The organism is Stappia sp. G46H5W, assembly GCF_058448995.1.
The window spans coordinates 226,776-239,228 of the sequence record NZ_JBZFLL010000002.1 but is presented as its reverse complement, the minus strand read 5'-3'; the positions used below and the strand labels follow the sequence as shown (position 1 = coordinate 239,228).

Genomic DNA, 12,453 nt, shown 5'->3' with positions numbered 1-12,453 from the left:
AGACCCACGAACGGGACCGACAGAACAATGATCAAGAAAATCCTGATCGCCAATCGCGGCGAGATCGCCTGCCGGGTCATCAAGACCGCGCGCAAGATGGGCATCCAGACCGTCGCCGTCTATTCCGACGCCGACCGCGACGCGCTGCATGTGAAGATGGCCGACGAGGCGATCCATATCGGCCCGCCGCCGGCCAACCAGTCCTACATCGTCATCGACAAGATCATGGATGCGATCCGCGCGTCCGGCGCGGATGCGGTGCATCCGGGCTACGGCTTCCTGTCGGAGCGCGCCGAGTTCGCCGAGAGGCTGGCCAAGGAGGGCGTCGCCTTCATCGGCCCGCCGGCCTCGGCCATCGAGGCGATGGGCGACAAGATCACCTCCAAGAAGCTGGCCGCCGAGGCGGGCGTGTCCACCGTGCCGGGCTACATGGGCCTGATCGCGGACGCGGACGAGGCGGTGAAGATCTCCGGCGAGATCGGCTACCCGGTGATGATCAAGGCCTCCGCCGGCGGCGGTGGCAAGGGCATGCGCATCGCCTGGAACGACGCGGAGGCGCGCGAGGGCTTCCAGTCGTCGAAGAACGAGGCGGCCAATTCCTTCGGCGACGACCGCATCTTCATCGAGAAGTTCGTCACCCAGCCGCGCCACATCGAGATCCAGGTGCTGGCCGACAGCCACGGCAACGCGATCTATCTCGGCGAGCGCGAATGCTCGATCCAGCGTCGCAATCAGAAGGTCATCGAGGAGGCGCCCTCGCCCTTCCTCGACGAGGCAACCCGCAAGGCCATGGGCGAGCAGACGGTGGCCCTGTCCAAGGCGGTGAACTACGCCTCGGCCGGCACGGTCGAGTTCATCGTCGACGGCGACCGCAACTTCTACTTCCTGGAGATGAACACCCGCCTGCAGGTGGAGCATCCGGTGACCGAGCTGATCACCGGCATCGACCTTGTGGAGCAGATGATCCGCGTTGCCGCCGGCGAAAAGCTGTCGATCACGCAGGACGACGTGAAGCTGAACGGCTGGGCGATGGAAAGCCGGCTCTATGCCGAGGACCCCTATCGCAACTTCCTGCCCTCGATCGGCCGGCTGACCCGCTACCGCCCGCCGCAGGAAGGCACCCGCGAGGACGGCACCATCGTGCGCAACGATACCGGCGTCTTCGAGGGTGGCGAGATCTCGATGTTCTACGACCCGATGATCGCCAAGCTGTGCACCTGGGCGCCCAAGCGCATCGAGGCCATCGACGCCATGGCCGACGCGCTCGACCGGTTCGAGGTGGAAGGCATCGGCCACAACCTGCCCTTCCTCTCCGCCGTGATGGACCACCCGCGCTTCCGCAGCGGCGCCATCACCACGGCCTTCATCGCCGAGGAATATCCAGAAGGCTTTGCTGGCGTCACGCCGGAGGCCGATGCGCTTCAGGAGCTTGTCGCAGTGGCCGCGGCCTGCAACCATGTGTCCGAGACGCGTGCAACGCAGATCAGCGGCGCCATGGACAACCACCGCCGGGTGGTCGGTCCGAACTGGACCATCGTGGTGGAGCGCGAGGAGTTTCCGGTCGCGATCACCGAAAACGGCGACGGCAGCTACACGGTCGCCGCACGCGAGGGCGAGGACGGCACGGCGCTGTCCGCCCCGCGCAAGGTCGCTCTCGGCAGCTGGAAGCCGGGCACGCCCTTGATCGAGGCGAGTGTCGACGGCCGGCCGCTGGCGGTGAAGGTCGACCCGACGCTGCAGGGCTTCCGCCTGCGCCAGCGCGGCGCCGAGGTGGTGCTCTCCTGCCTCACCCCGCGCCAGGCGATGGCCGCGCGGCTGATGCCGGAGAAGATCCCGGCCGACACCTCGAAGATGCTGCTGTGCCCGATGCCGGGCCTGGTGGTGTCCATCGCGGTGGAGGAAGGGCAGACCGTCGAGGCGGGCCAGACGCTCGCCACGGTGGAAGCGATGAAGATGGAGAACGTGCTGAAGGCCGAGCGCAAGGGCGTGGTCAAGACCATCGCCGCCAAGCCGGGCGACAGCCTCGCCGTCGACGAGATCATCATGGAATTCGAATAGGAGCGGGTCATGACCGAGAAGAAGACCGTTCGCGACTGGATGGACCTGGCCTCGAAGGAGCTCAAGGGCAGCGATCCGCAGGACCTCGTCTGGCAGACGCCGGAGGGCATCCCGGTCAAGCCGCTCTACACCGAGGAGGACCTGGAAGGGATCGGGCACCTGGGCACCCTGCCCGGCTTCGAGCCCTTCCTGCGCGGCCCGCGCGCAACCATGTATGCCGGCCGCCCCTGGACGATCCGGCAATATGCGGGCTTCTCCACGGCCGAGGAATCCAACGCCTTCTACCGCAAGGCGCTCGCCGCCGGGCAGCAGGGCGTCTCGGTCGCCTTCGACCTTGCCACCCATCGCGGCTATGACAGCGACCATCCGCGCGTCGTCGGCGATGTCGGCAAGGCGGGCGTCGCCATCGACAGCGTCGAGGACATGAAGATCCTGTTCGACGGCATCCCGCTGGAGCAGATCTCCGTCTCCATGACCATGAACGGCGCGGTGATCCCGATCCTCGCCAACTTCATCGTCGCGGGCGAGGAACAGGGCGTGCCGAGGTCCAAGCTCTCCGGGACCATCCAGAACGACATCCTCAAGGAGTTCATGGTCCGCAACACCTACATCTACCCGCCCGAGCCCTCGATGCGGATCATCGCCGACATCATCGAGTACACGGCGAAGGAGATGCCGAAGTTCAACTCCATCTCCATTTCCGGCTATCACATGCAGGAAGCCGGGGCGACGCTGGTGCAGGAGCTGGCCTTCACGCTGGCGGACGGGCGCGAATATGTGCGTGCCGCGCTGAAGAAGGGGCTCGACGTCGACGCCTTCGCCGGCCGCCTCTCCTTCTTCTTCGCCATCGGCATGAACTTCTTCATGGAAGCGGCAAAGCTGCGGGCCGCGCGCCTGCTGTGGTCGCGCATCATGACGGAGTTCCAGCCGAAGAAGGCCTCCTCCCTGATGCTGCGCACCCACTGCCAGACCTCCGGCGTGTCGCTGCAGGAGCAGGACCCGTACAACAACATCGTGCGCACCGCCTTCGAGGCGATGTCGGCGGCCCTCGGCGGCACCCAGTCGCTGCACACCAACTCCTTCGACGAGGCCATCGCCCTGCCGACGGAGTTTTCCGCCCGCATCGCCCGCAACACCCAGCTGATCCTGCAGCACGAGACGGGCGTGACCAAGGTCGTCGACCCGCTCGCCGGCTCCTATTACGTGGAGAGCCTGACCAACGAGCTGGCCACCCGCGCCTGGGAGATCATCGAGCGCATCGAGGCCGAGGGCGGCATGACCGCAGCCGTCGACAAGGGCCTGCCCAAGCGGATGATCGAGGAGGCCGCGACCCGTCGCCAGGCCGCCGTCGACCGCGGCGACGAGGTGATCGTCGGCGTCAACAAGTTCCGCCTGGAGAACGAGGACGACATCGAGATCCTCGACATCGACAACAAGGCGGTGCGGGAGTCCCAGATCGCCCGCATCGAGCGCACCCGGCGCCAGCGCGATCCCCAGCGCGCGCAGGAGACCCTGGACGCGCTGCGCGAAGTCGCCCGCACGGGCGAGGGCAACATCCTGGAAGCGGCCGTGGAAGCGGCCCGCGCCCGCGCCACGCTCGGCGAGATTTCCGACGCGCTGCGCGAGGCCTTCGGCGACCACGAGGCGGTGCCCAAGGTGGTGCGCCAGGTCTACGGCCCGGCCTATGAGGGCGAGCCGGAATACGAGACCCTCGTGCAGCGGCTCTCCGACTTTGCCTCCTCGCTCGGCGAAACGCCGCGCGTGCTCGTCGCAAAGCTGGGACAGGACGGCCACGACCGCGGCGCCAAGGTGATCGCCTCGGCCTTCGGCGACATCGGCTTCGACGTGATAGCCGGCCCGCTGTTCCAGACGCCGGAAGAAGCGGCCGACCTTGCGGTGAAGAACAAGGTGCATGTGGTGGGCATGTCCTCGCTCGCCGCCGGCCACAAGACGCTGGCCCCGCAGCTGGTCGAGGCGCTGAAGGCGCGCGGTGCCTCCGACATCATCGTGGTCGTGGGCGGCGTGATCCCGCGTCAGGACTACCAGTTCCTGAAGGATGCGGGCGTCTCGGCAATCTTCGGACCCGGCTCCAACGTGCTCGATGCCGCCCGTTCGGTGCTCGACCTCATCGCCGGCCGCCGCCGGAACGTGGCGTAAACGACGGACAAGGCGGGCCTTTTCGGCCCGCCTCGCCCCTTGCCCCAGGGTCGTCCGCGCCGCGCCAACAGCCCTCACCGGGCCGGCGCAAGACCCCTTCCCCTCTCATCCCTTCGCAGCAGGACCGCCGCGAATTCCGCAGCGACCCTTGACCCGCCCTGCCGGAAAGGTCATTTGACAGCGGCCATGCATTTGGGGGATCGTCCCGCGTCAGTCGCGCAGACCGTATCCGCTGCAAGGCGCCGTCCGAACGGATCGGCGCGACCGTTTTCCTGTTTGGGGTCTCATGAATATCGTCATTGTGGAATCGCCGGCCAAGGCCAAGACCATCAACAAGTATCTTGGCCCGGATTATCAGGTCCTCGCCTCCTACGGCCATGTCCGCGACCTGCCCCCCAAGGACGGTTCCGTGCTGCCCGACGAAGATTTCGCAATGACCTGGGATGTCGATGCGAAGTCCCAGAAGCGCCTCAACGACATCGTCCGCGCCGTCAAGGATGCCGACCGCCTGATCCTCGCGACTGACCCCGACCGCGAAGGCGAGGCGATTTCCTGGCACGTGCTCGAGGTGCTGCGGCAGAAGAAGGCGCTGAAGGACAAGCCGGTCCAGCGCGTCGTCTTCAACGCCATCACCAAGAAGTCCGTCCTCGACGCGATGGCCAACCCGCGCGAGCTCGACGAGCCGCTGGTCGATGCCTATCTGGCCCGCCGCGCGCTCGACTATCTCGTCGGCTTCACCCTGTCGCCGGTGCTGTGGCGCAAGCTGCCGGGCGCTCGCTCGGCCGGCCGCGTGCAGTCGGTCGCCCTGCGTCTGGTCTGCGACCGCGAGGCGGAGATCGAGCGCTTCGTGCGCCAGGAATACTGGTCGGTGCTGGCCAACCTGACGACGGCGGGCGGCGCGACCTTCCAGGCGCGCATCGCCGCCTTCGAGGGCAAGAAGCTCGGCCGCCTCGACATCGCCAACGAGGACCAGGCGAACAAGATCGCCGATTTCCTGCGGGCCGCCTCGCTGAAGGTCGCGAGCGTTGAATCGAAGCCGCAGCGCCGTCACCCGGCCGCGCCCTTCACCACCTCGACGCTGCAGCAGGAAGCCTCGCGCAAATACGGCTTCGCCGCCGCCCGCACCATGCAGATCGCCCAGAAGCTGTATGAAGGCGCCGATATCGGCGGCGAGACCGTCGGTCTCATCACCTACATGCGTACCGACGGCGTCCAGATCGCCGGCGAGGCCATCGCCTCCGCCCGCAAGGTGATCGGCAAGGACTACGGCGACAACTACGTGCCGGAAAAGCCGCGCCACTACTCCTCCAAGGCGAAGAACGCCCAGGAGGCGCACGAAGCGATCCGTCCGACCGACCTGACCCGCCGCCCGCGGGACGTCGCCCGCTATCTCGATCCCGATGCCGCCCGGCTCTACGAGCTGGTGTGGAAGCGCACCATCGCCTCGCAGATGGAATCCGCGGTACTGGAGCGCACCACGGTCGATATCGACGCCAGCGGCACCGGCGGCCCGGCCACCCTGCGCGCCACCGGCTCGGTCGTGCGCTTCGACGGCTTCCTCGCCCTCTACCAGGAGGGCCGCGACGACGAGGAGGACGAGGACGCCCGCCGCCTGCCGGCGATGAGCGAGGGCGAGAAGGTGGAGCGCCAGTCCATCGAGACGGCGCAGCACTTCACCGAGCCCCCTGCCCGCTTCACCGAGGCGACGCTGGTCAAGAAGATGGAAGAGCTCGGCATCGGCCGTCCCTCGACCTACGCCTCGACCCTGCAGACCCTGCGCGACCGCGACTATGTGCATCTCGACGGCAAGCGCCTGATCCCGCAGGACAAGGGCCGGCTCGTCACCGCGTTCCTGGAAAGCTTCTTCAACCGCTACGTGGAATACGACTTCACGGCGGCGCTGGAGGAAAAGCTCGACCGCATCTCGGCCGGCGAACTGTCGTGGAAGGACGTCTTGCGCGATTTCTGGAAGGATTTCTCCGGCTCGGTGCACGACACCAAGGACCTGCGCGTATCGGAGGTTCTGGAAGCGCTGAACGAGATGCTGGCCGCCCACGTCTTCCCCGACACGGGCAATGGCGAGGATCCGCGCAAGTGCCCGGTCTGCGGCGCCGGCCGCCTGTCGCTGAAGGTCAGCCGCTTCGGCGCCTTCGTCGGCTGCTCGAACTACGACAAGGACAAGCTGGAGGGGAAGGTTCCCAACGAGAACCCGCCCCATTGCGGCTACACGCGCCAGCTTTCGGCGGGCAGCGGCGAGGAGGGCGATGCGGAAATCGCCGACGGTCCGAAGCTGCTCGGCCAGGACCCGGAGACCGGTCTCGACGTGACGCTGCGCTCGGGCCGCTTCGGCCCCTATGTCCAGCTCGGCGAGGAAGCCAAGCCCAAGCGCGCCTCGCTGCCGCGCGGCTGGCAGGTCGCCGACATGGATCTCGACAAGGCGCTGCAGCTCCTGTCGCTGCCGCGCGAGGTCGGCCCGCATCCCGAAGACGGCAAGATGATCTCCGCCGGCATCGGCCGCTACGGCCCGTTCGTGCTGCATGACGGCACCTATGCCAATCTGGAAAGCGCCGACGAGGTGTTCTCCGTCGGCATCAACCGCGCGGTCGACGCGCTGGCCCAGAAGCGGGCGAAGTCGTCGCGCGGACGCGCCGGTGCCGCCCCGCTGAAGGAGCTCGGCGAGCATCCGGACGGCGGGCCGATCACCGTGCAGGATGGCCGCTACGGCCCGTACGTGAAGTGGGCGAAGGTCAACGCCACCCTGCCCAAGGGCAAGGACCCGATGTCGGTGACGCTGGAAGAGGCGATCGAGATCGTCAACGCCAAGGCCGGCAAGTCGGGCAAGGGCGCGAAGAAGGCGCCTGCCAAGAAGGCTGCGACCAAGTCGGCGGACGCCAAGGAGCCCGCCGCCAAGAAGACGGCCGCGAAAAAGCCTGCCGCCAAGAAGACCGCGGCGAAGAAGCCCGCAGCCAAGACGGCGACGAAGACCAAGAAGGCGGACACCGCCGCGGATGGCACTGCTTGACCACCAAGGGGCCGAAACGTCCGCGCACGGCGAAAAAGGGCGAGAAGACCAAGGGCACGGCCGAGCTGCCGAGCCGGGACGCGATCATGGCCTTCATCGCCGACAATCCCGGGATGGCCGGCAAGCGCGAGATCGCGCGGCATTTCGGCATCACGGGCGGCGCCCGCATCTACCTGAAGCGCCTGCTGCGCGAGATGGCCGACGACGGCCTGCTGGAAAAGCGGCAGAAGCGCCTCTCGCGCCCCGGCGACCTGCCGCCGGTGCTGGTGGTGCTGGTCACCGGCCGCGACAGCGACGGCGAGCTGCTGGCAGAGCCGGCCAGCTGGGACGAGGAAGAGCACGGGACCGCTCCGCGCATCCTGGTGCTGCCCGACCCGCGCAAGTCCGACATGCGCGCCCCCGGTCTCGGCGACCGGCTCTTGGTGCGCCTGACCGAAGATCCGACCGGCGACGAGGCGACCCGCTCGGGTCGCATCATCAAGCTGCTGGACCGCCAGGCCTCGAGTGTGCTCGGCATCCTGCGCCAGGCGCGCGGGCGCACCTTCCTGGAGCCGATCGACCGCAAGCAGAAGGAACTCGAGATCGACACAAGCGATCTCAAGGGCGCGGAAGACGGCGACCTCGTCGGCGCACAGGTCACCAAGGTCGGCCGCTATGGCCTGCCGCGCGGGCGCATTGTCCGCCGCATCGGAACCATGCATTCGGAAATGGCGGTCTCCGAGATCGCCCTGCACACCCACGGCATCCCGCACGACTTCCCCGACCGGGTGATCGAGGCGGCGGAAAACGCCAAGCCGGCGACGATGTCGGGCCGCGAGGACTGGCGCAAGCTGCCGCTGATCACCATCGACCCGGCCGATGCCAAGGACCATGACGACGCCGTGCATGCGGTCGCCGACGAGGACCCGGCCAACGCGGGCGGCTATGTCGCCACCGTCGCCATCGCGGACGTGGCCTATTACGTGCGGCCGGGCGAGCCGCTCGACCGCGAGGCGCATCTGCGCGGCAACTCGGTCTATTTCCCCGACCGGGTGATCCCGATGCTGCCCGAGGCGCTGTCCAACGGGCTGTGCTCGCTGAAGGAAGGCGAGGACCGCCCGGCCATGGCCGTGCGCATGGTCTTCGACAAGGACGGGCGCAAGCTCGGCCACAGCTTCCACCGGGTGATGATGCGCTCGGCGCTGAAGATCTCCTACGACAAGGCGCAGGCGGCCATCGACGGCGAGCCGGGCATCGTCGCCGATGCGGTGCTGGAGGAGATCCTGAAGCCGCTCTGGGCGGCCTATGCGTGCCTGAAGCGCGGCCGCGAGGCGCGCGAGCCGCTGGATCTCGACCTGCCGGAGCGCAAGATCCGCCTGAAGCCGGACGGCACGGTGGACGGCGTCTACGTGCCCAACCGCCTCGACGCGCACAAGCTGATCGAGGAATTCATGATCCAGGCCAACGTGGCGGCGGCCGAGACGCTGGAGAAGCACGGCGTGCCGCTGCTCTACCGCGTCCACGACGCCTCGAGCCCGGAGAAGCTGGAAGCGCTGAAGGAGTTCCTGGGGACGCTCGGCATCCGCCTCGCCTCCGGCGGCGGCATCCGCCCTGCGGCGTTCAACGGCATCCTGAAGAAGGTCGAGGGCACGCCCGAGGCCGAACTGGTCAACCAGGTGATCCTGCGCAGCCAGGCCCAGGCGGAATACTCGCCGCAGAACATCGGCCATTTCGGCCTCAACCTGCGCCGCTACGCCCATTTCACCTCGCCGATCCGCCGCTATGCGGACCTCATCGTCCATCGCGGCCTGATCCGGGCGCTGAAGCTGGGCGACGACGGGCTGCCGGACGGGATGGACGGCAAGCTGGAGATGATCGGCGCGGACGTCTCCGCCGCCGAGCGCCGGGCGATGCTGGCCGAACGCGACACCATCGACCGGCTCATCGCCCTGTGGCTGGCCGACCAGGTGGGCACCCGGTTTGCCGGGCGGATCTCCGGCGTCGTCAAGTCGGGCCTGTTCATCCGCCTCGACGACACCGGCGCGGACGGTTTCGTACCCGCCTCGACCATCGGCGACGACTACTACCATTACGACGAATCGTCGCATTCGATGAGCGGCCGAACCACAGGAGAAACCTACTCTCTTGGGGATCGGGTGGAGGTTCGACTGGTCGAAGCGGCCCCTTATGCGGGTGCCCTGCGGTTTGAACTTTTGAGTGAAGGTCACTATCACAAGCGGAGGAGTGCGCGCGAACGCACCCTTGAGCGCAACCGCAAGCATCGAAGCGGCGGCGCGGGCCGCTCGGCCAAGCCGGGACATCCGTCGAAGGGGCGGCCATCGAAAGGACGGCGGAAATGACAGTCACCTATGCAGGCTCGCCCGAGCTGTCGGGCGCGATCACCACGAGCGCTCCGAACGCCAAGCCCAAGCGCGATGTCAGCCGCGCCATGATGTTCGGTGCCAAGGGACGCTGCCCGGCCTGCGGTTCCGGCCGCCTTTACGGCAAGTACCTGAAGGTGGAGCCGGTCTGTGCCTCGTGCGGCGAAGAGCTGCACCACCACCGCGCCGACGATGCCCCGCCCTATTTCACCATCTTCCTGGTCGGCCACGTGGTGCTGCCGATCGCGCTGGCGGTCGAGATGATGATGGTGCCGCCGATGTGGCTGCACACGGTGCTCTGGCTGCCGCTGATCGTCATCATGACGCTGGCCTGCCTGCCGCCGATCAAGGGTGCGCTGATCGGCCTGCAATGGGCCAACTACATGCACGGCTTCGACCCGAACGCCATCGGCGACGACCAGCCGGCCTACGACTTCGGCGGAGACAGCTCTCGCACATGAACGAGTTCCTGGTGCGCCGGCTGTCCGAGGCCGAGCGGCAGACGAACAACCCGAACCTGCGGCCCAAGGATGCGGCAACGCTGCTCGTGCTCGACCGCAAGGAAGACGGGAATCACCGCGTGCTGATGGGCCGCCGCCACATGCGGCACCGCTTCATGCCGGGCATGTTCGTCTTTCCCGGAGGCCGGGTCGACCCGGCCGACAGCCGCGTGCCGGTCACCGGCGACTATCATCCCGGCGTTGCCAGCAAACTGGTCCACGCGATGAAGGGGCCGAAGACGGAGGCCCGCGCCCGCGCCTTCACCGTCGCCGCCATTCGCGAGACCTACGAGGAGGCCGGCCTGCTGGTCGGCACGCCCAGCGATCTGACCTGGCAGGGCAGCGGCGACATGGCCGCGTTCTCCGAGCGGCGCCTGCTGCCGGACCTTTCGCCCGTGCGCCTGATCGCCCGCGCGATCACCCCTCCCCGCCGGCCGCGCCGCTTCGACACGCGGTTTCTCGCCGTTTTCGCCGATGCGGTGGCCGACCGCCTGCCTTCGGGCACCGGCCCCTCCGGCGAGCTGGAGGACGTGCACTGGCTGACCCTTCAGGAGGCCAAGTCGCTGGAACTGCCGACGATCACGCTGACGATCATCGAGGAGCTGCAGGCGCGGCTGGCCGACGATCCGGAACTGGACCCGGCCCATCCGGTGCCCTTCTACTACTGGCGCGGCAAGGGCTTCGTGCGCGAGGAAATCTGACGCACGGGACCTGCGCGTGAAACCCGGGGCGGCACTCGCCTTCCCGCTTGACTTTGGGCGCGCGGAACGTATGTTGCGCGCACAGTTTTCCAAGACTAACCGGTGGAGCGTCTTCTCCGAAGAAACGGAGGCTCCGACGTATGGCCGGACACAAGTGCAAGGACAAGAACGATGGCCAAGGCGACCACCATCAAGATCAAGCTGCTGTCGACGGCTGACACCGGCTTCTTTTACGTGACCAAGAAGAACTCCCGCACGATGACCGACAAGATGGTCAAGCGGAAGTACGACCCGGTCGCGAAGAAGCACGTCGAGTTCCGCGAAGCCAAGATCAAGTAAGATCTTGCGCCACCGCGCGACGGCATTGGCGGCAAAGGCCCCTTCGGGGGCCTTTTTTGCGTTCAGGGCCCGGTGACGCCGAACGCCGACGGCGCGCGAACGCAGGCAGGCGGGCCGCGCGGCGGCTTTCGGGAACGGGATGAGATTCGCTGGGGAGTAGGCGATCGGCGTCCCGGCCGGGACACGAGGAGGCCACTCCAAACCCGGGGGGACGCCGATCGGACCCACGGTGTCAGGAGATGCGGCGGACCTGAACTTTCCGTGGGGCATCCTGCTCGGCTGCGCGAAGAAAACGGCGAAGTCGGCAAGATAGCGGGGCGGCAACCCGAAGATCAGCCGCCGTCGATTGAGATGAGAGTACCTGAAAGGCCCGCCGAATCAACACACTCGCCGAGATCGTTAAAACTTTCTTTTGTTTTTATGTAAATAAGTTCGGTTAACGCTCAAAGCTCGCAACATTGTTGCGCAAGGCGATGGCGGCACGTTCGATTCGGCAGGTTGTCGCCCCTCATCGGCGCCGTTTGCCGTGGACCTATGCCCCCCTGTTCGATGCACCGCGCCTCGCCGCAGTTGCGCGCGACCCGCCCCGCCGATAAGGAAAAGACGCCGTTGGGGGGCGGCAGCATGAGCCCTCCGCGCGCCCTCGTTTCAGCGGAGCGGATACACCTCATGAGACATTGCCTCACCGCCCTCCTCATGGTCCTTGCCGCAGCGCTGCTGGCAGGCTGCGAGACGGTCTCCAAGGAACAATGCGTTGCCGGAGACTGGAGCGAGATCGGTCGCGCCCACGCCGCGCAGGGCTACCCCTCCTCCCGCTTCGACGACGTCATCAAGGATTGCGGCCGCCACGGCATCACCCCGGACCCGCAGGCCTATATGAGCGGCTGGGACCAGGGTGTGCAGCTCTATTGCACCCCGCTCAACGGCTTCAACCTCGGCCGCCAGAACACCAGCCTGTCGCCGATCTGCCCGCCGAACCTTGTCGCAGAAGCCGAGCGTGCCCACCGGCTCGGCAAGCGGATCTGGACCACACGCGACAAGGTCACCCAGCTGGAGCGGCGGATCGACAACCGCCAGAGCGAGATCGACCGCCTGCGCTCGGAACTGGACCGGATCGACTGCCGCGAGAAGAAGGGCGACGAGCGCATCGCCTGCCGCGACCGCCAGAACGATCTGCGCCAGAAGGTGCAGGACGCGCGATTCGAGATCCAGGATGCCCGTTTCGAGCTCAACGACCGCCGGCGCGACTACGAACTGACGGTGGCGCAGGTGGACGAGGAAGCCCGCCGCACCATCCCCGGCTATCGGCAGTAGAA

Annotated in this window: 8 protein-coding genes; all 8 read left to right on the top strand. The window is 67.3% G+C overall.

The features are described from left to right. The first annotated feature begins 27 nt into the window (after positions 1–27). The gene (locus ACVJ6E_RS06765; protein ID WP_120267598.1) at positions 28–2,058 is read left to right on the top strand and encodes an acetyl-CoA carboxylase biotin carboxylase subunit; all 2,031 of its coding nucleotides are present in this window, start codon (positions 28–30) and stop codon (positions 2,056–2,058) included. Between the two features lie 9 nt (positions 2,059–2,067). After that, positions 2,068–4,215 carry a methylmalonyl-CoA mutase gene (scpA, locus tag ACVJ6E_RS06760; RefSeq protein WP_120267597.1) on the top strand — a complete coding sequence of 716 codons (2,148 nt, stop codon included), beginning with the start codon at positions 2,068–2,070 and terminating at the stop codon, positions 4,213–4,215. A 286-nt stretch (positions 4,216–4,501) separates the two neighbouring features. Next, positions 4,502–7,237, top strand: a complete 2,736-nt coding sequence (gene topA, locus ACVJ6E_RS06755) for a type I DNA topoisomerase (protein ID WP_120267596.1) — start codon at positions 4,502–4,504, stop codon at positions 7,235–7,237. Continuing rightward, the gene (rnr, locus tag ACVJ6E_RS06750; RefSeq protein WP_491676416.1) at positions 7,234–9,576 is read left to right on the top strand and encodes a ribonuclease R; all 2,343 of its coding nucleotides are present in this window, start codon (positions 7,234–7,236) and stop codon (positions 9,574–9,576) included. Before topA ends, rnr begins: the two co-directional genes overlap by 4 nt. After that, positions 9,573–10,058 carry a DUF983 domain-containing protein gene (locus ACVJ6E_RS06745; RefSeq protein ID WP_067334120.1) on the top strand — a complete coding sequence of 162 codons (486 nt, stop codon included), beginning with the start codon at positions 9,573–9,575 and terminating at the stop codon, positions 10,056–10,058. The genes rnr and ACVJ6E_RS06745 overlap by 4 nt, the downstream gene beginning before the upstream one ends. Beyond that, a complete protein-coding gene (locus ACVJ6E_RS06740; protein ID WP_120267595.1) occupies positions 10,055–10,798 on the top strand; it encodes an NUDIX hydrolase in 744 nt (247 codons plus the stop codon). Before ACVJ6E_RS06745 ends, ACVJ6E_RS06740 begins: the two co-directional genes overlap by 4 nt. Positions 10,799–10,969: 171 nt before the next feature. Continuing rightward, positions 10,970–11,137, top strand: a complete 168-nt coding sequence (gene rpmG / locus ACVJ6E_RS06735) for a 50S ribosomal protein L33 (RefSeq protein WP_120267594.1) — start codon at positions 10,970–10,972, stop codon at positions 11,135–11,137. Positions 11,138–11,806: 669 nt separating this feature from the next. Continuing rightward, a complete protein-coding gene (locus tag ACVJ6E_RS06730; RefSeq protein ID WP_199681001.1) occupies positions 11,807–12,451 on the top strand; it encodes a DUF2799 domain-containing protein in 645 nt (214 codons plus the stop codon). The last annotated feature ends 2 nt before the right edge of the window (positions 12,452–12,453 follow it).

What these genes read in the sequence shown, in the direction of transcription:
- rpmG (WP_120267594.1), top strand. Translation starts at nt 10,970, where the DNA reads ATGGCCAAGGCGACCACCATCAAGATCAAGCTGCTGTCGACGGCTGAC.
- scpA (WP_120267597.1), top strand. Translation starts at nt 2,068, where the DNA reads ATGACCGAGAAGAAGACCGTTCGCGACTGGATGGACCTGGCCTCGAAG.
- ACVJ6E_RS06765 (WP_120267598.1), top strand. Translation starts at nt 28, where the DNA reads ATGATCAAGAAAATCCTGATCGCCAATCGCGGCGAGATCGCCTGCCGG.
- topA (WP_120267596.1), top strand. Translation starts at nt 4,502, where the DNA reads ATGAATATCGTCATTGTGGAATCGCCGGCCAAGGCCAAGACCATCAAC.
- ACVJ6E_RS06730 (WP_199681001.1), top strand. Translation starts at nt 11,807, where the DNA reads ATGAGACATTGCCTCACCGCCCTCCTCATGGTCCTTGCCGCAGCGCTG.
- ACVJ6E_RS06745 (WP_067334120.1), top strand. Translation starts at nt 9,573, where the DNA reads ATGACAGTCACCTATGCAGGCTCGCCCGAGCTGTCGGGCGCGATCACC.
- ACVJ6E_RS06740 (WP_120267595.1), top strand. Translation starts at nt 10,055, where the DNA reads ATGAACGAGTTCCTGGTGCGCCGGCTGTCCGAGGCCGAGCGGCAGACG.